The following is a 23514-nucleotide window of genomic DNA, read 5'->3' as shown; positions in this document are numbered from 1 at the left end:
GAGTATAAGCTGATATAAAGGAGTATTTATGTGTGGGATCATAGGAGCAGTATCACGGCGTGATATCTCTAGAATCTTAATAGATGGTTTAAAACGCTTAGAATATCGCGGTTATGACTCTGCTGGCATTGCGGTGATTGATGCAACGGGTCATTTAAAACGTGTGAGAATTCAAGGTAAGGTGCAGGCTTTAGCTGATGCAATGCAAGAGACTGCTATTACCGGTACGGTTGGTATTGCCCACACGCGTTGGGCTACGCATGGAAAACCTTGCGAGCTCAATGCACATCCTCATATGTCGCACAATGAAATTGCTCTCGTGCATAATGGTATTATTGAAAACCATGACAGTTTACGGCTGAAATTAGAGCAGGCAGGTTACGCATTTGCTTCGGAAACGGATACCGAAGTGGCTGTACACCTAATCCATTATTATTACCAACAACATGAAGATTTATTGCTTGCTGTACAAGACGCTGCCCAAGAAATGCATGGGGCTTTCGCGTTAGGGGTAATTCATCAGCAGCGAAATCAAGAAATTGTTGCGATACGAAAAGGGAGTCCTTTGGTGGTTGGTTTGGGGATTGATGAGCTCTTTATCGCCTCTGATGGGCTTGCTTTGCAATCCTTTGCGCAATCGGTGTTATACCTTGAAGAAGGGGATAGCGTACGTCTCTATAATAGCGAGGTTCAATTATTCGATGCCGCAAGACAAAGAGTAGAGCGCAAAGCTTATCCACTGAATAATGATAACCAAGCAATCGCTAAAGGTCCTTATCGTCACTTCATGCTGAAAGAAATTTATGAGCAAAGCAAAGTATTGGCAGATACTTTAGAAGGAAGAATTTCAAGTCCAGAGGTGCTGCGTGCTAGTTTTGGTGAACGAGCTTCCTCTATTTTTAATCAAGTCAAACAGATTCATATTGTTGCTTGTGGAACGAGTTATCACGCGGGTCTAGTTGCTCGTTATTGGCTTGAATCCTTAGCGGGCTTACCTACTTTTGTGGAAGTCGCTAGTGAATACCGTTATCGCGATGTGGTTGTTAGCGATAAAACGCTTTTTATTGCTGTGTCGCAATCCGGCGAAACAGCCGATACCCTGGCTGCTCTGCGCAAAGCAAAGGAAATCAATTATTTAGCGACTTTAGCGATTTGTAATGTGGCAACCAGTACTTTAGTGCGTGAAGCCGATTGCGTGTTTCTGACTCGGGCAGGCGTTGAAATCGGTGTTGCTTCAACGAAGGCTTTTACTACCCAGCTTGTTGCTTTTCTAATGTTATCGGCCGCCTTGTGTCGAGATGAGCGTGCTAACAAGGTATTAGCTCAGTTACAAGAATTACCCGCCTCTTGCGAACGGGTATTAAAAATGAGCGATGAAATAAAATCCTTGGCTGCGACTTTTGTGCATAAAGAACATGCGCTTTTTTTAGGTCGAGGGGTACAATATCCTGTCGCTTTAGAAGGTGCATTAAAATTAAAAGAAATTTCTTATATTCATGCAGAAGCCTATCCAGCGGGTGAACTGAAACATGGACCACTTGCTTTAGTTGATAAGAAAATGCCTGTTATTGCGATAGCGCCCAATGATGAACTTCTCGACAAATTGAAATCAAATTTACACGAAGTGAGTGCCCGAGAAGGGCAATTAATTGTTTTTGTTGATGATTCACAAGCATGGCCGTCCAATGGTGCACATCTTGTTCATGTCCCCGCTTGCGGTCACTGGATAGCACCAATTATTTATACGATTCCCTTACAATTATTGGCTTATCATGTTGCCGTTGCCAAAGGAACTGATATTGACCAACCCAGGAATCTGGCTAAATCAGTGACTGTTGAGTAAGGATGATTGCCACTGCCGTTAAGTTAAAGGCCTAAACTCCTTTGATTTAACTTGCTTGAGTATTTCTTAATTGCGTTTTTTGCGGTTTCAGATTGGCTAAAATTCGCAAAATGAAATCTAATCGGTATATAATGACTGGGTTTTTTTATCATGTTTTACGGGGATGTGAATGGCTCAAAAGATACAAGCCTCAGCAGCAATTATAGCGCAGGAGCTTAAAGTCAAGGTGTCGCAAGTAGTAACGGCAATAGACTTATTGGATGAAGGTGCGACGGTTCCCTTTATTGCCCGTTACCGCAAGGAGGCGACAGAAGGTCTTGACGATACCCAATTGCGATTACTTGCTGAGCGGCTGCACTATATACGCGAATTGGATGAGCGCAGAGAGGTTGTGCTTCAATCTATTCGTGAGCAGGAAAAATTAACACCAGAGCTCGAAAAAGCCATTCTGGCTGCTGACAGTAAAACACGCTTAGAGGATTTATATCTTCCCTATAAACCAAAACGTCGCACTAAAGCACAGATCGCGAGAGAAGCGGGATTGGAGCCTTTGGCCCAAGCCCTATGGCAAGACCCCAGTCAAGATCCAGAAACTTATGCGCAGCAATTTATTAATCCTGAAGCTACTGTTGAAGACGCGAAAGCAGCGCTCGACGGTGCACAACAAATTTTGATGGAGCTTTTTGCTGAAGATGCTGAGCTTATCAATGAACTGCGAGAGCACCTCTGGCAAAACGCTGTTTTAAAATCTACCGGTAGCGCCGATAAAAAAGGGGCTGGTAACAAATTTGCAGATTATTTTGAATACTCTGAAGCAATTAAAAAGATCCCTTCGCACCGTGCATTAGCTCTGTTTCGTGGTCGACGCGAGAGTGTTTTACAATTAGCTTTAACGCTTGATGATGCCGAATACGGCGAAAAACGAGTTGCTTCCTATTTTAAAATTAGCGATGAAAAACGAGCAGCAGATGCCTGGTTGCTTGAGACTGTGCGTCTGACTTGGAAAGTTAAATTATTTACTAAACTGGAATTGGAATTATTGGCGCGTTTGCGTGAATCCGCAGATGAAGAAGCGATTAATGTATTTGCACGTAATTTACGCGATTTGTTATTGGCAGCTCCAGCAGGCCCGCAAGTGACAATCGGCCTTGATCCCGGCATTCGTACCGGTGTGAAAGTCGTGGTAGTGGATATTACAGGCAAATTGTTAGACTACACTACGGTATTTCCTCTGCCTCCTCAAAACGAATGGCATCAAGCTATTGCCGAACTTGCCAAGTTAGCAGCTAAATATCAGGTTAATTTATTCAGTGTTGGTAACGGCACTGGTTCACGAGAAACTGAGCGTTTAGTGTCCGATTTAATAAAAATGTACCCCGATCTTAAGTTATCCAAAGTAATAGTCAGTGAAGCAGGCGCTTCCGTTTATTCTGCTTCAGAATTAGCGGCGAAGGAATTTCCAGATTTGGATGTCACTTTGCGTGGTGCTGTTTCTATTGCTAGACGCCTCCAAGATCCTTTAGCCGAATTGGTGAAAATTGAACCGAAAGCGATTGGTGTGGGTCAATATCAACATGATGTGAATCAAAATCGCTTAGCGCGTAGTCTTGATGGTGTTGTAGAAGATTGTGTGAATGCCGTCGGTGTTGATGTGAATACCGCTTCGGTAGCACTATTAACCCGTGTTTCTGGTTTAAATGAAACGCTTGCTAAGAATCTAGTCCAATATCGTGATGAGCATGGCGTTTTTGCCAATCGTGAGCAATTGAAAAAGGTTGCACGAATGGGCGAAAAAACGTTCCAGCAAGCGGCTGGTTTCTTACGAATTATGCAGGGTGATAATCTTCTGGATTCCTCCGCAGTGCATCCTGAAGCCTATCCTTTGGTAGAAAAAATATTAGCTGATCAACAAATGGACATTCGCCAAGTCATTGGTAATCGTGACTTATTACAATCTATCAATGCAGAGCGCTATGTGACTGATGATTATGGCCTCCCGACAATACGCGATGTATTGCGTGAATTAGAAAAGCCAGGCCGCGATCCAAGACCGGAATTTAAAACGGCTAATTTCAAAGAAGGTGTTGAAGATATTAGCCATTTACATGAAGGAATGATTTTGGAAGGGGTCGTATCCAATGTCACCAATTTTGGTGCATTTGTGGATATTGGCGTTCATCAAGATGGTTTAGTGCATATTTCAGCAATGACGAATCGTTTTATCACCGATCCTCATGCGGTGGTGAAAGCCGGAGATATTGTCACGGTTAAAGTCGTTGAGGTGGATAAGGAACGACGCCGAATTGGGCTGAGCATGAGATTGACTGAAGAAAAAGCGTCTGTAGTACAGAAAAAGATAGCAAAACAGTCCCAGCCAATGAAAAAACCACAAGCAGTGAAGAAAAAAGAACAGGGTAAAAAAGTGGAAGACGCTAAGAAACCAGCCGCTGCAAAGAAAACCGTATTTAACACTGCCATGGCCGATGCACTAGCTAAATTAAAGCGTGGTTCCTAATGTCAACTATTCCACGCGGCGAAGTGACTATTCAAACGCTAGCAATGCCAGCGGATACTAATGCCAATGGCGATATTTTTGGTGGTTGGCTAGTGTCCCAGATGGACTTAGCAGCAGGTGTGTTGGCTAAAAGAATATCACGTGGCCGTGCGGTAACCGTAGCGATCAACTCGATGAGTTTTCTTAGACCAGTCCATGTTGGGGATGTAGTCAGTTGCCATGTGGAATTAAGTAAATGCGGTAAAACCTCGATGACCATAGATGTTGAAGTTTGGACTATGCGCTCGGATAGCAGAGAACATCTTCAAGTCACTCAGGGCTCATTTGTTTTTGTTGCTATTGATGAAAAAGGCAAGCCAAGACAGGTATATGATAAAAAATGACCGCTGATTTGCAGAGCTTGAAACAGTGGATCAAAGCGATGGCTATTTTGATCGAACAGAATGCCGAACCAGATCCACAACATTACACGCCTTTTTTACAAGAGCCTAATCTGTCTTTACGCCTCGTTGAGTTAATTGAAACTCTAGATGATGAAGTCGAGCAAGAACAGGCTTATTATTCTGCCTGTGTGTTCGCATTAGATATTTGCGTCGCTCAATTGCAATCCGCGCAAGAAAATGGGTCTAAGCCTGCGGCTAAGACCTTAGATGAATTAATGTCCAAAATTACCCAAGCAATTAATAAAGGTAAGCACAGTTTGAGTTTTTGGTTACCTATTTTGAACGCCTTTTACGAAGTTCATGTGGAACTGTCTCCCGCACTGAAAAATGCATATCTCGATTTAGCGGGCCAGGAAGAAGATTTAATATCTGAGAACGAGACTGATCATTTAAATTCTATTCGTGACATGATTGAAGAATTATCGGATTTATCCGTTTATGATATTGCGGAAAATTTCTTCGCCCAGAGCTATGCGATGCCTGCCGATTTCTTCACCGATCTCATTCTTGATCTCTACTCCATTGACGAGGGCCAGGATATTGCGCTATTAACCTTGCTACATCCTAAGCAAGAAGTGCGTGAAATTGTTGTAGCGACTTTCGAACATCTGATAGACAAAATTACTCTAAGCTCTACTTCGCTCTCGCGCTTACAAATTATTAAAACCTGGTACCCCACCAGTTATCATGAACAATTTAATCAATGGATTAAAATTCAACGCAAAAAAGGGGTTGTATTCAATACTGAAACTGAGAAACCAACAATACGGATTAAAGCATCTGAAATAGATGGCAGCGGGGCTCAGGGAATTTTTATTCATATCAAAAAAAATAAAAAAAACCGGCTTGCTGGCTTATTACTGAAACAAGATCTCGGCATTAAAGATGCTTGGATAACCCCCGAAATTGGCACCAAAGAAGTCCGTAAATATTACGATGAAGCCTTTGATGACAGTGTGACTCTTCGTGAAGTTGATCTCTCCTTTCTAATGATGATCGTTGGACATTTTTTAGAGTTGACGGTCAGTCAACATTTAATGCCCGATTTACATTTATTAGAAATTCAAGAATTGATTGGTATTCATTTTCAACCAAACTCGATCAATATTCCCCATACGGTTGAGGATTTGAGTATACAAATCATGCCTTTTACATCGGAAGAGATGCAAGCTTCTTTCAAACGTTCCAAAACCTGGATGAAAAATAAGCGTTTCGCCGAGTCTTGGTATATCGAGAATGCCCATGTTGATAAATTAGTTAATCGTTGTTGTACGTTTGTTGAGGGTGTGAAAGTCTGTACTCTAGCAGATGCTAGAGTAGAGGTGTTTGAACATGAGTTGGAGCCGCAGCGGGATAAATGGCTTTTTCATTTTTTATGGACGGCTTTATGGGCACGCTCAAAAATCCGTAAAAATGAAAAAATCTGGCAAGATAGTTTTTTCATCGCTTATGCAATTTATAGCGGCCAGCCTTTGGTCGACATACCGATTATGCATGAAATTTGTCATCAAACAGTATTAAATAGCATCGAAACAATGCAGGATCGCCGCACCTATCTAAATAAAGAATAAATTTTTAAGAGCTGGCGAGGGGGGGAAGGCATGGTTGCTAAGCAAAACCTGTGTTTATATTATGAAAATGCGCTTGCCTTGCATTTGCCAGCGGCCTATTTTGAAGATTTGGACCTAATTAATATCCAGCTGGGGAAAAAAAACTATTATTTCCTGGCAACTATCACTCCATTTAATGATGGCGCGAGTTCTTTCTTATCAAAAAATAAATATTTATTGAATAAAACGCTGGAGCAAGCCGGTTTTCCTGTGCCTCATGCCATAGCGCTCAGCAAAGAAGAGTTTCGTGACTATCCCTTAGAAGAATTGATCGCTGAGCTTAAGTTTCCTTTAGTGGTAAAACCTCTGAATTTAGGTCGAGGGAGAGGGGTTGTATCGAATATTAAAGAGCTCAGCACGCTCACTAAGACGCTCAATCAATCTTTTAATGAGCATCGAATTCTGCAAATTGAGGAGTATCATGGCGGTTTAAAAGAATACAGGGTCTTAATTTTTAAATCTAAAGTCATTGGCGTTGTAGAGCGTTTTGCGGCTAAAGTTGTCGGTGATGGACAGCACAGTATTGCGGAATTAATTGAGTTAGCGAATGATGAAAGGGCTAGGATGAATGAAAATGAAAAGTTCCTCACTCAGCGGCCCATGATCATCGATGAGGAATATAAAAATTGTCTTCGCGATCAGGGATTAGAGCTTAATACAGTGGTGCCAGAGGGAAAAACAATTCAACTTTGCTACACAGTCAATACAGGCCGAGGTGGCGATATTATTTCACATGGTAAAAAAATACATCCCCAAAATGCAAAAATTCTCTGTCAAGTCGCGAAGAAAGCTGGATTAAATTATGTCGGCTTGGATATTTTATGCGAAGACCTTAACCAATCCTTTGCCAACACAAAATGGTTAATTCTCGAGGCTAATTTTAACCCTGATATTACTCTCCACGAAGTACCCCCTCATGGTGAGCCCGTCAATGTTACGAGAAAACTGCTTAAAAATTTGATTTATCGCCATCCCTTTTCCTATTTTTATCATCTTTGTGCGAAAGGAAGGGGAGCGATTTATCTCAAAATAATAACAGTGATTGCGCTGGTTTTATTGTTGAGTTTTTTAGCTAGTTAAGCGGTTAAGCCGTAGTCTAACCATTAAGCGTTCGAGCTGAGTCTCTCGAAGGGACTCAGCCCGAACTGAGGTAACCTCAGGAATGAGGATCTAAGGAATTTGTATTCATTTTATTCCATTCCGTTCAGCCTGAGGAGCACGCATGGCGTGCGTCTCGAAGGCTTGAGGTTCTCAAAGGCATGTCCTGAGGCTCTCGAAGGGGGGTAGCCCTTTCACGGGCACTTCGAGACAGCGCTGCGCGCTTCCTCAGTGCGAACGGGATAAACAAAACGATCAATGAACTAAACAGTCTATTTAATGCCGTGGGGATACCTCAGAGCCCGAACAGAGCCGGGTAAATATGGAAAAATCATCTAACGGCCCTAGGTTGGAGCCCAACCTACAGGTTTTGGATAAAGCCAAGATGATCTCCCCTAAATTGTTTGCTAAAGTTTGTAAAAGAACCAACCCCTTGTCCTACCATGCCTATAAAAAATCCAGAACGATTCAGTCATGTTGAATTACAAAAAGAAACAATCCCCGAGGAGCGTCTGCACAGAAAGCAAAAATTAGCAGCCGCATTTCGTATTTTTGGCAAACTAGGACTATGCGAGGGAATAACAGGACATATCACAGTGCGCGATCCTGAATTCACCGATTGTTTTTGGGTTAACCCTTTCGGTCTATCGTTCAACCAAATTAAAGTATCCGATTTAATTTTATGTAATAGTGAAGGGGAAATTATTGAAGGAAAGCATACTCGTCTCAATCGAGCGGCTTTTGCCATTCATTCCAATATTCATAAAGCAAGACCCGATATCATAGCGGCAGCTCATGCCCATTCCCTTTACGGATCCACTTGGTCGGTATTGGGTCGATTGCTGGATCCAATCACTCAAACTGCTTGTGCGTTCTATAAGGATCATGCTTTATTTGATGATTACTCCGGGGTAGTTGTGGACTTGTCTGAAGGCGAACGTATCGCTGCGACCCTTGGGGATAGGAAAGCAGTGATACTAAAAAATCATGGTCTATTGACTGTTGGTGAGACGGTGGAGGCTGCGGCTTGGTGGCTTATATCAATGGAGCGTTGCTGCCAAATGCAGATACTCGCTGAGTCTACAGGAAATCCCCTTAAGTTGATTAAACCGGAAGTAGCAGAGCAAACGAGGGATGAAGCCGTTGGCTTTCCTTTAGTAGGATGGTTCAATTTTGAACCATTGTGGCAAGATATTCTAGCGGAAGCTCCGGATTTTATGGATTGAGCTCTCTGATACCTACGAATTTGTTGTCATCCCTGCGATCGCAGGGATGACAATTTAGGCCAAATGGGAATAGGAACTCAAATGCTCAAAAAAACTGGCGATGTCCAGCAGTAAATAACCTTGAATAGACTAGACAAAATATTGACATTATAAGAATACAAATGTTAGTCTGAAAACATCTTTTAACTTCGGAGAATTAATGATGATACCGAATCAATGTCGGCGACTTTCTTTCGCAGCTTTCCAACAATTTCCTTCTACTTTACTAAGCAAATCTTCTTCTTTCTCCACTGCTACCACCACCACAACCACCACCGCTTAATCAAGCGATTTTATTTCATATTTTTATAAACAAAAAAATTAAAACGCTCATGTTTTTTTAAACATTTATCGCGCATAAATTTTATTAAATTTAGGTGGTCAATCATGATATCTAATCATTTTTATTCTATTCATAAATTTGGTGGTTCTAGTCTTGCCAATGCAAAAAAATTCAAAGAAATAGGCTCTCTACTGGTTGGTACTCAAGAAATCATTGTCGTTTCGGCAATTCAGGGTACAACTTCCGCGCTACAATCTGCTCTTGACGAGGCCAGGTGCAGCATGGCCTATATAGACATTTTAGAGAAAATAGAAGAAAAGCATTTAACTCTAATCAATGAATTAGCGATTGATAAAACCAATCTTTTTACTACTATTCAAGATGATTTTTTTAAAATAAAAGATATCTTATATGCAGTTTATTTAACTGGAATTTATTCAAAAGAGGTGCAAAATCTCATTTTAGGTTATGGTGAATTATGGTCGGCTAATATTTTAAAAGAATATCTCGGTAAGAATAATAAAGTTGCCTTTTTAGATGCCTCAAAAGTCTTGTTTGTTTATGAAAAAGAAGCTGTGATTTGTATCGATTGGGAGAAAAGCAGAGCGGCCTTATTGTCTTATATGGAATCTGCCGATTTTAATCAACTTGTTATTACTGGATTTATTGCTTCAACAATAGAGGGAAAAAGAACTATTTTAGGAAGAAATGGCAGTGATTTTTCTGCGGCTGTTTTTGCTAATTTATTTGCTGCAAAATTACTAACGATCTGGACTGATGTCGATGGAATTTATAGCGCAGATCCAAATTTAGTGCGCTCTGCGTTTAGGATTGAGTCTTTGTCTTACAAAGAGGCGCTCGAACTTGCTTATTTTGGCGCAAAAGTTTTACATCCGATGACCATCGCCCCACTTGTCGAAAAGCAAATCCCTTTAATCATCAAGAATAGTTTCAATCCCCAGGCAAAAGGAACGCTTATTTCCGCTGAGCCGGAAAAATCGGTACAGCTCATTAAAGGCATTTCTTGCATTGAAAATGTGGCCTTGATCAATATCGAAGGGAGTGGTCTTATTAGTGTTTCTGGGCTGACTGCGCGTGTTTCAGATATCTTATATCGAGCCCAGATTAGTGTTTTGCTGATTTCCCAAGCAAGTTCTGAACATTCGATTTGCCTTGCGGTTCCTAATTTATTGCTGAATAAAGCACTCGAAGCGCTGTTTGATCGTCTTCATGCAGAGATCGAACGCAAGCATGTCGCAGGAATTTATGCACAGCGGGATTGCGCAATTCTATCCGCCGTGGGGGATGAAATGGTGGGAAGTATTGGTGTGGCTGGCCAATTTTTCATGGCCTTGGCAAAAGCGAATATCAATATCTGTGCTATTTCTCAGGGTTCATCGGAGCGGAATATCTCGGCGGTTATCAACAATTCAGAGATAAAAAAGGCAATGCAAGCCGTGCATGCTGGCTTTTATCTATCACCTAAAACGCTGGCCATAGGATTAATTGGGCCGGGGGCAGTAGGAAAAAAATTACTGCAGCAACTGCAAGAAACAATGCATCAACTAAGCGCTGCCTATCAGGTGAATCTTCAAGTGTTAGGGATTATGGATAGTCAGCAAATGTGGTTAAGTGATAAACCCATTCCTCTTGAGCATTGGCAAGAAGGTTTTGCCCAGCAAGCAGTCAAAGCCGATCAAGCCGGTTTTATGGCTCATTTCGCTCATGGAACGATTCCGCATAATGTGATTATTGATTGCACTGCAAGTCAAGAGGTTGCTCATAAATATCAATCTATTTTGCAAGAAGGGATTCATGTTATTACACCTAATAAACATGCTAACGCCGATGATCTAGCCTACTACAAGCAATTAAAATCACTGAGAAATTTAAATAATCATTATCTCTATGAAGCGACTGTTTGTGCAGGGTTACCAGTGATTTCGACGTTGCAAGATCTCATCAAAACAGGCGATGTGATCGAAGAAATTGAGGGCGTTCTCTCAGGAACTTTAAGTTATATTTTTAATGAAATGGCTAAAGGACGTTCATTTTCTTCGGTAGTCATTGATGCGAAAAATCGTGGTTTTACTGAGCCAGATCCCCGCGAAGATTTATCGGGAATGGATGTTGCCAGAAAATTGGTTTGTTTAGCCCGCGAAATTGGCCATGATGTGAGCTTGGATGAGGTGGCGATTTGTGACTTAGTTCCTGCGGAATTAAAATCTTGTGATCTTGCAGCCTTTTTTGTCAATTTATCCGACTATGACCATGCAATGAGCGAATGGCTAAGGCAAGCAAACGCTAAAGATCAGCAATTGCACTATGTTGGCTCCATCGATCGCGAAGGCAAATTGCAAGTCGCCATCAAAGCCTTGCCGGCAGAACATCCTTTTTCCAGGCTTGAAGGAACCGATAATATGATTATTTTTCGCACTAAACGCTATCATGAGAGACCTTTGATTATTCAAGGCCCTGGTGCTGGTGCAGAAGTCACTGCTGCAGGTATTTTTGCTGATTTATTACGTCTAGTTTCTTTTTTGGCCTGAGGAGGAAAGATGATTAATTCAAAAATACAGCATGCCAAAGCATTTGCTCCGGCCACTTGTGCGAATGTGGGCGTTGGCTTTGATATTTTGGGTTTTGCTCTTGAAACGGTTGGAGATGAAGTCACGCTGATTAAGCGTGACGACCGCAAGATTGTAATCGAATCCATCGATTCGCCTGAAAATTTACCGATGGCTAAGGATAAAAATACGGCTTCCTTGGTTATTGAAAAACTTTGTTCAAGCTTGAATTTAGATCTTGGTTTTTCAATTCATATTCAAAAAGGGATCCCTTTATGCTCGGGAATGGGCGGCTCAGCAGCTTCCGCTGTTGCTGCTTTGGTCGCTTGCAATGCTTTTTTACAATCGCCTTTGTCGCTTTATGAATTGGCGGAATTCGCGCGTTTAGGCGAGCAATTAGCGAGTGGGGCAGCGCATGCGGATAATATCATTCCTTGTCTTTTTGGCGGTCTTACTCTCATTCAATGTCAAGAGCCTTTAAAAGTCATTCAATTACCTACACCGAAACTCTATTGTGTACTCATTTATCCTCATTTAAAGGTCTCTACTCGTGATGCACGAAACCTGCTGGCAAAGGAAATTAGTTTAAAAAAACAGGTCCAACAGTCGGCTCAGCTCGCATCTTTTATTTCTGCTTTGTACGAAAACGACTATCAACGATTAGGGCAGTCCATGGAAGATGTCATTATTGAGCCGCAAAGAGCTCAATTTGTCCCGGATTTTTATAAAATCAAAGAGGCTGCTTTGCAAGCCGGCGCTTTAGGTATGTCCTTTTCAGGTTCGGGCCCCGCTTTATTTGCTTTTGCGCGTACAATAAAAGCTGCTGAACGAATCAAAGAGGCAATGCGTTTGCCCTTGCAAGCGAAAAACATCAAGTCTGATTGGTGGATTTCACCGATTAGTGACAGAGCTGCCCGTCTGATCTAAGTGTTATTGGAGACTCTTATGTATTATCTCAGCACACGTAACCAAATAACTCCAAGAGGCTTGTCTGCAGCTCTTGCTGAAGGTTTAGCCGATGATGGTGGCTTGTTTATTCCGCAGCAAATGCCTACTGTTTCTCATTCTTCTTTTCCTGCGGAATTATCTTATCCTGAATTCGCGAATCGCCTGCTCAGTTATTTCTTTCAAGACGATGCACTGGCCTCTTCGTTAATTCATTTCTGTTCTCGGGCCTTTAATTTTCCTGTGCTAATGAAGCAGCTCAATTCTCATACCTTCGTGCTTGAGTTGTTCCACGGTCCAACCTCGTCGTTTAAAGATTTTGGTGCACATTTTTTAGCTGAATGTTTATCGGCGATTGCGGATTGTCGTAAGACGATCTTGGTTGCCACTTCGGGGGATACTGGCTCAGCAGTCGCTAGTGCGTTTTATCGAAAATTGAATTATCGGGCTGTTATTCTTTATCCTGAAGGGCAAATATCGGCTAAACAAGAACATCAAATGACTTGCTGGGGTGAAAATATTTTTGCTTTCGCGGTGAATGGTAGTTTTGATCAATGCCAGCAATTAGTTAAATCGGCTTTTAAAGATCCTCAGTGGCAAGGGCCAGGTTTGAGTAGTGCCAATAGCATTAACATCGGCAGGCTTTTACCGCAAATTGTTTATTATGCCTATAGTTCAATGGCGTTTTTTAGACAATATCAAGAGAAACCTGGGTTTATTATCCCGAGTGGAAATTTAGGAAATGCGACAGCGGCCTTTTGGGCAAAAGCAATGGGTTTCCCAATTAGAGAGCTCGTTTTGGCGACGAATGCGAACCGGGTTTTAGTGGATTATTTAGAGACTGAAAACTATCAATCCCGGCCCAGCATTACCACACTGGCTAATGCAATGGATGTGGGTAATCCCTCTAATCTCGAGCGCTTGGAATCTTTGCTGGGTACGTTTAATGATTTTAAACAACAGGTAAAAGCGTTTTCTGTAGAAGACAAGGAAATCCAAAATACGATAAAGCAGATCTATAAGGATGATGGTTATATTTGCTGTCCTCATACAGCCACTGCATTTTACGCTCGTCAGCATTTAAAAGAACAGCCCTGGATCGTCGTTGCAACGGCGGATCCCTGTAAGTTTGACACAGTGATTGAGCCTATTATCAAAACCAAGGTTCCCATGGCAGAGCAGTTACAACGATTATTGGCTAAACCAAATCAAATTCAATCTGTCGAGGCTAACCTTGATGCAATAAGGGCACTTATTGAATGATTTTTTTTGAGAAAAGCTTTATAAAATAAGGGGCTGTGGATAAGTTTGCATAAAAATGGATTGATAGCGAAAAAAAAATGCATAAAAATAGCTAATTTATTGATTTTAGATGTATTTTAACCGTGATGCTTCTTAGCAGTTAATCCACAAATTCTGTGGATAACTCTGTGGGTTTGTTTTTGAATTCGTGAAAAAACTTAAGCTTAGCTGGATGCTCTGAATTTATACCAATATTCACTGACTCTGGAGCACTGTAATTAGCGGTTGGAGCAAAGCCCATAGCCTTTAGGACAAAGCTATGTTTATCCCGTTCGCACTGAGGAAGCGCGCAGCGCTGTCTCGAAGTGCCGCACTCAGGACAGACCCTTCGAGACACAAGCCATGCGAACGGGATAATTAATACAAATGCCTTAAATACTCATTTCCTGAGGATGGCTCAGAGCCTGAACGGAGTCCGATAAATGGGGAAAAATATCTTAGCTGATGTTGTGAGCTAAGTCCTCACTAAACTAAATCATTGCCTTATTAACACGCTTTCTTATATGATTTCCCATCGAAAACTCATTTGCCAAACCGCCTATGCTTGATCAAGTCTCCCAAGCTTTTCTTTTTTTCAGTAATGACTTTGTCGTTATTCCTTTACTTATCTTGGGTTTTATCTGGCTTAATAGGATCACTTTTTACCATGCAGTTTGTTTAATTTTTTTAACGATTTTGTTGAATGTCGCCTTAAAAATAAGCTTTCAAGTTCCTCTCTCCCCTGCTTTGCATAAAAAAGGTTATGCCTTTCCGAGTGGTCATATGCAGCTAGTGACTACTTTGTATACTTGGTTAGCTTTTAGAGTAAAAAATTGGTGGCTTAGCTTAGCTATAGCATTTTTACTGATTGGTATAGGCTTAAGTCTGGTGCATTTTGGTTATCATACTTACTACCAAGTTCTTGCTGGGGCTTTTTTTGCATTGCTCTTGCTTGTCAGTTATTATTTTGCTTTTTTAAAATGGCCTAAAAATACGCCTTGGTATATTTTAAGCGCGGCAACCCTTTTAATGATTTATATTTATTGGCGCGCTGGTGAAATATTAAGCTATGTTTGGACAAGCTATTATGGCCTTTGGGGAGTTACTCTTGCTGAGCAAATTGCTAGTAAAAAAGTGATATCTGCTTTTCGATCACATAAATTATTAGCCACTGTACTCTGTTTGGCTGCTCTATTGCTAGTTCAACTGTTTTTTTATTATCTAATCAATAATCAAGATGTAGCTATTTATGAATTACAATGGTTATTGGTTGGTTTCATTGTGCCCTGTGTCAACTTTTGTGCGACGGGCTTTATTAGCCGAATAAAAAAGAAACGGCTTTAGAGTAGCTACTTATGGATTTGCATCAGGCGTTTTAACAGTTACCCCGAATTCCTCTTTTAAACGTGTTGCCAATTTTTGTGCAGAATCTGACATGTCACGCAAATTGACCTCTTTAAAATCAACAACGGTAAGCCTTGAATTGGTATACAGAGTGAAACAAATAGCTTCCTCATTTTTGAAACCAAGCAAATCAACTTGATTATATTCTTCGCCCTCTTTATCAGCACATCTAAGCTCGCAGATATATAAGTCTTGCGCCATCATTGTTTTGAGTTGTAAAAAGGACCCATCAGTTCTTTGCTGGTTAGTCGGACGGTTAAGATAGGTTTTGATTGCTGCATTCAGAAACATCACGGTACCGTCTAGATTGGCTTGGTTTTCGAGGGTTTTAATTGCCATATAATCCCCTTTTTAAAACTCAACTCTTTCTAGTATAGACAGTATTCAAACAAGAAAAGGTCAATCGCGCGAATATTTATTAATTTATCGAAGTAGCAAATTTTTGCTACAGTTAAGGATAGGTATTTTATTTGTACAAAACTCAATTGCTTAGAACCTAGTATGTTTGCGCGACATACTGTAAAAATCAACCTGAAATAGGCTCTGTAACTATATGAATTTTTCTTTTAATTTATTTATTATCGTCGCTGATCAATTCATGTTGTTTATTATCAACATGCTGGTAGCCCGGCATGCAGGTGAAGAATTGTTTGGTGACTTTTCTGTAGCGACGAGAGCGTTGTTGCTATTAGCGACTATTATTACCTTCGGTATTGACACCATTATTGCCTATTATGTACCGAAATACTATCTGCGACAAAGATTCGATGAAATTACTGATTTAACCAGTTCGTTGAGAGAATTTCTGCAACCAATCTATACGAAACTTTTCTTTGGCGGAGTCCTCTTAAGTCTTGCGATTATCGCATTGAGCCGTGCTATGGGGGATATTAGTCTTTTCGAGATCACCCATCCCTTTTTTCTATTCCTTTGGGGCGCTGTGGGCATCTCTCTTTATTCGATATGTATTCAGCTTCTTCGTGCCATTGATTACATGCGTACAGCGATTGTTTTAAGCTTAATGCAAACCGTATTTTATTTCCTGTTAAGCTTAATCACTTATTTTTTTCTCTACCCGGTGCTGTTTCACGATAACCGACATTATTTTCCGCACGTGATGTTGATTGGTTTTATTGTCAGTTATGTACTTATTCTACCCCTGTCTTTCACTATCGAACAAAGAACAGAATTACAGCAGCTTTATAAAAAAAAGAAGGTGATTGCTAGTAATTTAGATTGGAAAGAAAAAATGTATGGCTACACTTTGCAGAATTTGAATCGATATATCTTTGCTACCATTCCATTATTGATGATTGAATTACTAGGTTCCAATGAAGAATCCGTTGGTTTGTTTTCAGCGGTAGTTTCTATTATTTCTTTGGCATTTATCGCTATGTATCCAATTGGTATTTTGATAGGGCCGGAGATTTCTGCTGCATTTGCAGAAACACGTGAGGTTTTAAAGAAAACAGTGACTAAGTATCTATTAATTAGTTTTTCAATGTCATTTATTGTTGTGGTGCTTATGGCTTTTTGTGCTAAGGATATTCTTTTATTTTATAAATCAGGCTTTATCAGGGCTTTACCTTATACTTATTTTTGCTTAATTAATATTGTTACTTTCTCTATTTCTATGCCTTTATCCAGAGTGATTCAGTTTTCAAAACAGGGTAATAAAATAGGGGCTAGATTAACTATTTCCATGTTAGCTTTGCAATTTTTGGCCTGTCTCATTTTAATTCCTTTATACGATTTAACCGGCGCTGTGATCTGTTTTGTAGGGATAAATATTGTTTACAATATAGCAATGATATGTCTGGCAATTAGAATTTATCATCACGATCCCTTCGGCCAAGAAGCGCTATAAACATTCCTGCCTATTCGGGTGGCTGCATGGGGTGGGAAGCATTACCCACGAGGGGTTGCGGAGTATCGTAGCGGTTTAATCTGTATGTTCCAAAAGCAATTCTTTAGCGTGAGAGCGCGTTTGCTCTGTAATCGTCAATCCGCCTAACATGCGAGCGATTTCGTCCACCTTTTCCGTTTGCGATAATTGCACAATTCGTGAAAAAGTTTGCTTACTGTCCGAGTGCTTTTCGACAATGAAATGATGATGAGCGCAGGAGGCGACTTGCGGTTGATGAGTAACACAAAAAACTTGCAAGCGCTCACCTAATTTACGTAATAATTGCCCCACGAGTGCAGCAGTTGCTCCGCCAATTCCGACATCCACTTCATCAAAAAGCAAGGTTGGTGTGGAGCCTCGTTCTGCGGTAATCATTTGAATCGCCAGGCTAATCCGCGAAAGCTCACCACCGGAAGCAATTTTTGCTAAAGAATCGGGTATAGTTCCAGGGTTAGTGCAGACCTTATACTCGATTTTATCCAAACCTTGTGGCTGCATTTTTTCTAAGGGACTAATCTCAATTAGTACTTGGCCTTTCGGCATCCCTAGTTGGCGGATGCTTTGCGTAATTTCAGCAGCTAGTTTTTCAGCATGAATTTGCCGTGATTTTCTCAGTTTTAGCGCGGCAACTTCAAACGCTTGTGTTTGCTGATGGTATTGCTGCTGTAATTGGCCAAGCTGCCGTTCAGAGTTTTGTAAACTCTCCAATTCATGCTGCAGGTTTGCAGCATGGGCCGCTAACTGAGTTGCCTCAACATGGTATTTACGTGCCGCCTGGTGCAAAACACTAATGCGTGACTCTACCTCATGCAAGCGCTCGGGATCCAATTGAACCTGTTCGGAAAATTGCTGCATTTCATCCAGTGCTTCTTCGCATTGAATTAAGGCTGAATTAATCAGTTCACAGGCATTTTTTATTTGCGGTTGTTCTTGCGGTAAAGCATGTAGTGCTTGCAAAACTTGGTTCAAGCCCTGACAGATATTCGGTTCATCGTCGGCATTTAATAGATGATGAATCTGCTGTGCATGTTGTAAATAATCGCGTGCATGATGAAGAAGTTGGTGCTCTTCATGCAGGGCTTGCATTTCACCCTCTTTTAAATCCAGGGTGAGTAATTCCTCAATTTGAAAATGTAAGAGATCTAGTCTGTCATTTTGTTTGTCGAGATTTTGTAAAAGGTCTAATTGTTGTTTTGTTTTTTGACATTCTTTATAAAGCTGGCCGACTTCATTGAGCTGTTCAATATGACCGGCATAATTATCAAGTTGTTGTCTATGGGTTTGATGTAGCATCAGGGTTTGATGTTGATGTTGGCCATGAATATGAACCAGCATTTCACTTAATTCTTTGACTTTTTGCAAGGGAAAGGGTTGGCCATTGATATAAGATTTAGAGCGACCTTCCGCATAAAGTACTCGACGTAGAAGGATTTCGCCTTCTTCGCATTGAATATCATGCTCGAGCAACCATTGGGCAGGCTCGGATTGTGCATCAAAATGAAAGCAGGCGCTAATGTCACATTTTTCCTCACCTACACGAATGACCGAGGCATCAGCCCGGCCGCCTAAGGCCAGCATCAGCGCATCAATCATAATGGATTTACCTGCGCCTGTTTCACCGGTGAAGGCTGTCATGCCACTGGTAAAATCGAGATCTAATTGTTTTACAATTGCAAAATTTTCAATGCGCAAGCTGGTAAGCATCGTTTTATCCCTGGTGTTTGGATTCCCATCCTAATTTGATTCTTAATGTATCATAATAATGATAATCACATGGATGTAATAAGCGAAGTTTCTGTGCATTCTTTTCAACCGAAACTAATTGTCCGGGTCTAACCATGCGTGATTCGTGTCCATCGCAGCTCACACGTAAATCACTTTCATTGCGGGTACTTATCTTTAGGTCAATTTTTACTTCCCCATCAACCACTAAAGGACGAGAACTTAAACTGTGTGAAAACATAGGCACTAGGACCATGGCATTCAATTGCGGGTGCATAATCGGCCCACCGGCAGATAAAGCGTAGGCGGTAGAGCCGGTTGGTGTGGAAAGAATAAGGCCGTCGGAACGGTAGCGACAGACAAATTGTTGATTGATGATGATATCAAATTCGATTAAATGTGTTTCATTGCCCCGCCCCAAAACCACATCATTCAGCGCATCGCCTTCGAAATAAATCGTTTCGCCATCGTGAATACGGGTATAGAGTAAAAAACGTTGTTCTTCTTCGTATTCTCCAGCGAGCACGGAGGCTAATTGGCCTTCTATATTATTGGGTGTAATATCGGTCAAAAATCCTAGTCGGCCGCGGTTAATTCCGATAACAGGGACATTGACCTTAATGGCCATTCGCGCAGCAGAAAGCAGGCTGCCGTCTCCCCCAACGACCACAATCAAATCTTGCTTGTGCCCCATCTGATTTCGCTCTAGGATGGGTAAATTAATATCAAAACTGGTTGCGGTATCGATATCTAAAAAGGTATCTACCTTTCGAGCTTGCAAAAAATCAACTAAACGATGCAAGCTTTCAGTAACTCCTTCATTTGCACGATATTGACGTGCATAGAGGATAACTCGTTTGAATTTTTGTTTCATGATTGTTAGTTTGAGTAGGTAGTCATTCGAAATGAAATAAACCCTATTCTACATTATTATTTTTTTTGCTCAAAAATTCTTTGACAGTGGAGCGAGGAGCTAGCTAGACTGTCATCAAATTCACCAGGGGTGCTTTGTTCCTCAAAGCTGAGAAACACCCTTAGAACCTGCACTGGGTAATGCCTGCGGAGGGAGAGTGAGCTTGATTAGCCAGAGTCATTGCTGCTTGCCTCCTATTTTTCTATTTTTATTGAAAGTAAGGAGTTAGGTAGTGAGAGCTCGCGACGTTCGTTTTTTTTCAACATCCAAATTTTTGCCTCATAGTCAATCGCCAGTCCATTTCAAGCTGGCTGACGTTCTTAAGCCCAGTGTTCCGCTTATTTCTGAGGTAGTTCATCATCCTTTTAATCTCGGAGTTAAGAAGGGTAATTTGCCGATCTTAGTTTTCAAAAAATACCTTGAGCAAGACAAGCACTATTTGCAAAAATTTGCCAAGTCGCTGCATATTATTTCCGAACGCTTGCATGAGCAAAATCATCAACAGCGCTTTAAGACATTTTCAGAAGAAATAATTGAAACGGAGCAGGAATTACATGAGAAATATTTAAAAAAGTTACTGCCTCACTCTCTTTTTAATCGTTCGAAAACAACCACAATAGAAGAGCTTCCTGTGGTGGGTTCATATACCTCTTATCTATTTGGCCAGGCTGAAAAGGAGCCCGTCGAAGAAGCGGTTGCTAGCCATCTCTCTTGCTTTTATGTCTACATGAAATTAGGGGAAGAAATTAAGGCGGTGCATTGTTTACGCGATAATCGTTATTGGGAATGGATTCGCTCTTATTCCAGTGCGAATTTTAGATTGTCAACTCAGCAAATGCTAAGCATTTTTGAGGAATTAATTGCCCCAATCCAATGTCCTGAAAAACAGGCAAAAATTTCCTTAGCCTTTCTCAATGCGGTCGAATTTGAGCATGCTTTTTTTGATGCGGTTTATCCAAAAAACAATATAAGCTGTCCTGCAACTTTTACGGCAAAATATAGATAACTAAGAGTAGAAAAGCAGTAAAAGCTAATAAAGGATGAAGAACCGCCAAGGCTTTGGGAATGGGTTTAGCGCGCCAATCAAAACTAAACAAAGTTAAACCTCCCAGTGCTGCGATAACGAATAAAATAATACTAGCGATGAGCAGCGGCTGGAAATGCCCCTTTAGCATATAGACAATGATGATGAGTAAACCGACTAGTGCCGCGCCTCCGTGAATCAAAATGACAGGCTTAGAAGTGGGGCGATCGCTTAGAACGGTCACCAATAGGCCCAGGCCAAAACATAGGGCAATAATGAATAAAAAAATGGCTGTCATTAACATATTTGCAATCCTTGTAAATGATGTTACAAAACTAATTTATTCCGTCATAGCTAACCCATCTCTAAGTCCCGCGGACAGGCCTGTGTTGCTGCAAATTTTAAGTCCCGCACCATGCCTGAGTTGTTGCAAATTTTAGCCCTCTTGCCTACTTACCGCGGCTTGTACGCGGTATCCAGGCGATCTTGCTCGATATCTAGATCTCGCGGACAAGCCACGGGACGTAGGTGGAAGAGGTTTTATTCTAAGGCAGCGCTATTATGTTAGTCTAGCATGCCTTAGTCTTCACTTGCAGCACGAGAGGCACGCTTGCGATCAGTTTCCTTCAACGCTTTTTTACGCAAACGGATCGATTGCGGAGTGACTTCCACTAATTCATCATCATCAATAAACTCTAATGCTTGCTCCAAAGAAAGCTTAATTGCCGGAGTAAGAATGATATTTTCATCACTTCCTGAGGCACGAATATTAGTTAATTGCTTTTCTTTGGTGACATTAACCACTAAGTCATTATCACGAGCATGGATACCGACAATCATTCCTTCATAGCAAGCTACTTGTGGCTCGATAAATAAGCGACCGCGATCTTGTAAGTTGAACAAGGCAAAGGCACGAGCAGTACCTTGACAATTCGCGATGAGCACGCCATTGTTTCGTTTGCCGATACGACCACGTACCGCAGGGCCATAATGATCATAGACGTGGTAATTTAACCCCGTACCCGAGGTACTTGATAAAAATTCCGTATGGAAGCCAATTAAACCGCGGGTTGGGATAATATAATCTAAACGCACACGGCCTTTACCATCAGGCAGCATGTTTTGGAGTTCACCGCGTCGCTCACCCAATTTTTCCATAATGCTGCCCTGATGCGCCTCTTCGACATCAACTGTTAAGCGTTCATAAGGTTCCAACAGCTCTTCATTTTCTTCACGCATGATCACTTCAGGTTTAGAAATGGCTAATTCAAAACCTTCTCGGCGCATGGTTTCAATAAGAATTGATAAATGTAATTCACCGCGCCCTGATACTCTAAACTTATCAGGATCGTCAGTATCTTCTACGCGCAAGGCCACATTATGAAGTAATTCAGTTTGTAAGCGCTCACGAATTTTGCGGCTAGTAACAAATTTTCCTTCCTGTCCAGCAAAAGGGGAATCGTTAACGACGAAGGTCATGCTAATTGTTGGCTCATCCACAGTTAAGGCTGGTAGCGCTTCAACAACATTTGGATCACAGATGGTGTCAGAAATATTAAGTTGTTCTATCCCTGTTATCGCAATAATATCGCCGGCATTAGCTTCTTCTACCTCGACTCGTTCAAGTCCTTTAAAACCAAGAAGTTGTAATAAACGGCCGCTGCGGATGTTTCCATCTTTATCAATAATTTTCACTGGAGACTTGGCTTTAATCTGGCCTCGACGAATCCGGCCAATACCAATGGTGCCTACATAAGAAGAATAATCCAAGGAACTGATTTGCATCTGGAATGGACCTTCTTCATCCACATCGGGTGGTGCGACGCGATCAATGATCGTTTGCAAAAGGGGAGCCATATCGCTGGAGTTATCTTCCAAATCTAATTTGGCATAACCATTTAAAGCAGAAGTATAAACGACTGGGAAATCCAATTGTTCATCGGTGGCGCCAAGGTTATCAAATAAATCAAAAACTTGGTCCATAACCCAATGTGGTCTAGCGCCTGGGCGGTCGATTTTATTAATAACGACAATTGGCTTTAAGCCGCGTGCAAAGGCTTTTTGAGTAACAAAACGTGTTTGTGGCATAGGGCCATCGACTGCATCAACCAAGAGCAAAACACTATCAACCATCGATAAAATACGCTCGACCTCTCCGCCGAAATCAGCATGTCCAGGGGTATCCACGATATTAATCTGATGACCGTGCCAGTGTACGCAGGTATTTTTAGCCAGAATGGTAATTCCGCGTTCTTTTTCTAAAGCGTTAGAATCCATCATACGTTCGACCTTGGGGGCGCGTTCGTTCAAGGTACCAGTTTGTTGCAATAATTTATCTACTAAGGTAGTTTTACCATGATCGACGTGCGCGATAATGGCGATATTTCGAATTTGTTCAATCATAATTGACCTATTTTGGGCGATAAAGCGGGCTATCTATCTTTTAAGCAGTGAAGCAAAAGCAGAATATTTGTTCATGGATTCGACATTATACACTGATTGGTCTGTAAATCCTATTATAATGGTCGCAGGTATTCGCCAAGGTTGGGCTTTCACTCACTCATAGTCATCAGGCTAAGATATTTTTCCATATTTATCTGGCCCGTCCTCGAAGGTGACGTGGTCAACCAAATTGTTACACCCCAGTTAAGCAACTTTCATTAAAAAATCATTTTGTTTTTCAAATTGATTTGGG

At 41.3% G+C, this 23514-nt stretch carries 18 protein-coding genes and 1 riboswitch; of the genes, 13 read left to right on the top strand and 5 right to left on the bottom strand.

The genetic code is table 11. From position 1 onward, the window contains the following. The first annotated feature begins 28 nt into the window (after nt 1-28). The 11 genes from glmS to Lnau_RS10135 all read left to right on the top strand — a co-directional run bounded on the left by glmS (nt 29) and on the right by Lnau_RS10135 (nt 15194). On the top strand, nt 29-1843 hold the full coding sequence (gene glmS / locus Lnau_RS10180; RefSeq protein WP_058505045.1) for a glutamine--fructose-6-phosphate transaminase (isomerizing): 1815 nt from the start codon (nt 29-31) through the stop codon (nt 1841-1843). A gap of 169 nt (nt 1844-2012) precedes the next feature. Further along, entirely contained in the window at nt 2013-4358 is a 2346-nt protein-coding gene (locus Lnau_RS10175) for a Tex family protein (protein WP_058505044.1), read from the top strand. Beyond that, a complete protein-coding gene (locus tag Lnau_RS10170; RefSeq protein WP_058505043.1) occupies nt 4358-4741 on the top strand; it encodes an acyl-CoA thioesterase in 384 nt (127 codons plus the stop codon). Before Lnau_RS10175 ends, Lnau_RS10170 begins: the two co-directional genes overlap by 1 nt. After that, complete coding sequence (locus Lnau_RS10165; RefSeq protein ID WP_058505042.1) at nt 4738-6372, top strand: hypothetical protein; 1635 nt, start codon at nt 4738-4740, stop codon at nt 6370-6372. The genes Lnau_RS10170 and Lnau_RS10165 overlap by 4 nt, the downstream gene beginning before the upstream one ends. Before the next feature lie 30 nt (nt 6373-6402). Continuing rightward, nucleotides 6403-7491 carry a hypothetical protein gene (locus tag Lnau_RS10160; RefSeq protein ID WP_058505041.1) on the top strand — a complete coding sequence of 363 codons (1089 nt, stop codon included), beginning with the start codon at nt 6403-6405 and terminating at the stop codon, nt 7489-7491. Nucleotides 7492-7952: 461 nt separating this feature from the next. Next, nucleotides 7953-8735, top strand: a complete 783-nt coding sequence (locus tag Lnau_RS10155; RefSeq protein ID WP_058505040.1) for a class II aldolase/adducin family protein — start codon at nt 7953-7955, stop codon at nt 8733-8735. A 199-nt stretch (nt 8736-8934) separates the two neighbouring features. Continuing rightward, nucleotides 8935-9057 (top strand): hypothetical protein, encoded by a 123-nt coding sequence (locus Lnau_RS16875; RefSeq protein ID WP_274520273.1) that lies wholly within the window; start codon nt 8935-8937, stop codon nt 9055-9057. 104 nt (nt 9058-9161) lie between these two features. Further along, nucleotides 9162-11606 carry a bifunctional aspartate kinase/homoserine dehydrogenase I gene (thrA, locus tag Lnau_RS10150; RefSeq protein WP_058505039.1) on the top strand — a complete coding sequence of 815 codons (2445 nt, stop codon included), beginning with the start codon at nt 9162-9164 and terminating at the stop codon, nt 11604-11606. Between the two features lie 9 nt (nt 11607-11615). Then, on the top strand, nt 11616-12551 hold the full coding sequence (locus Lnau_RS10145; protein ID WP_058505038.1) for a homoserine kinase: 936 nt from the start codon (nt 11616-11618) through the stop codon (nt 12549-12551). A gap of 18 nt (nt 12552-12569) precedes the next feature. Further along, nucleotides 12570-13832, top strand: a complete 1263-nt coding sequence (gene thrC / locus Lnau_RS10140; RefSeq protein ID WP_058505037.1) for a threonine synthase — start codon at nt 12570-12572, stop codon at nt 13830-13832. A gap of 579 nt (nt 13833-14411) precedes the next feature. Then, nucleotides 14412-15194: a phosphatase PAP2 family protein gene (locus tag Lnau_RS10135; RefSeq protein WP_058505036.1), complete on the top strand. Its 783-nt coding sequence runs from the start codon at nt 14412-14414 to the stop codon at nt 15192-15194. A gap of 9 nt (nt 15195-15203) precedes the next feature. Here the strand turns inward: Lnau_RS10135 and Lnau_RS10130 are convergent, their stop codons facing one another. Beyond that, nucleotides 15204-15593 (bottom strand): hypothetical protein, encoded by a 390-nt coding sequence (locus Lnau_RS10130; protein WP_058505035.1) that lies wholly within the window; start codon nt 15591-15593, stop codon nt 15204-15206. Nucleotides 15594-15807: 214 nt separating this feature from the next. Between Lnau_RS10130 and Lnau_RS10125 the strand changes: the two genes are divergently transcribed. After that, the gene (locus Lnau_RS10125) at nt 15808-17121 is read left to right on the top strand and encodes an MATE family efflux transporter (protein WP_058505034.1); all 1314 of its coding nucleotides are present in this window, start codon (nt 15808-15810) and stop codon (nt 17119-17121) included. Nucleotides 17122-17196: 75 nt separating this feature from the next. Here the strand turns inward: Lnau_RS10125 and recN are convergent, their stop codons facing one another. Then, nucleotides 17197-18864 (bottom strand): DNA repair protein RecN, encoded by a 1668-nt coding sequence (gene recN, locus Lnau_RS10120; protein WP_058505033.1) that lies wholly within the window; start codon nt 18862-18864, stop codon nt 17197-17199. Nucleotides 18865-18868: 4 nt separating this feature from the next. After that, nucleotides 18869-19756, bottom strand: coding sequence for an NAD(+) kinase (locus tag Lnau_RS10115; protein WP_058505032.1), 888 nt, complete (start codon nt 19754-19756; stop codon nt 18869-18871). A gap of 115 nt (nt 19757-19871) precedes the next feature. Then, nucleotides 19872-19968: riboswitch (TPP riboswitch) on the top strand. Nucleotides 19969-20027: 59 nt separating this feature from the next. Between Lnau_RS10115 and Lnau_RS10110 the strand changes: the two genes are divergently transcribed. Then, a complete protein-coding gene (locus Lnau_RS10110; protein ID WP_058505031.1) occupies nt 20028-20801 on the top strand; it encodes a TenA family protein in 774 nt (257 codons plus the stop codon). Here Lnau_RS10110 and Lnau_RS10105 read toward each other — a convergent pair. Together Lnau_RS10105 and typA are read right to left on the bottom strand one after the other, a co-directional pair. Continuing rightward, nucleotides 20782-21123, bottom strand: coding sequence for a hypothetical protein (locus Lnau_RS10105; RefSeq protein WP_058505030.1), 342 nt, complete (start codon nt 21121-21123; stop codon nt 20782-20784). The genes Lnau_RS10110 and Lnau_RS10105 overlap by 20 nt on opposite strands. Before the next feature lie 275 nt (nt 21124-21398). Then, nucleotides 21399-23222, bottom strand: a complete 1824-nt coding sequence (gene typA, locus Lnau_RS10100; RefSeq protein ID WP_058505029.1) for a translational GTPase TypA — start codon at nt 23220-23222, stop codon at nt 21399-21401. Between the last annotated feature and the right edge of the window lie 292 nt (nt 23223-23514).

The sequence above is a fragment of the Legionella nautarum genome, assembly GCF_001467895.1.
Taxonomy (GTDB): Bacteria; Pseudomonadota; Gammaproteobacteria; order Legionellales; family Legionellaceae; genus Tatlockia; species Tatlockia nautarum.
Note: the sequence above shows the minus strand (reverse complement) of the source record. Positions and strands in the feature narration are given on the sequence as shown.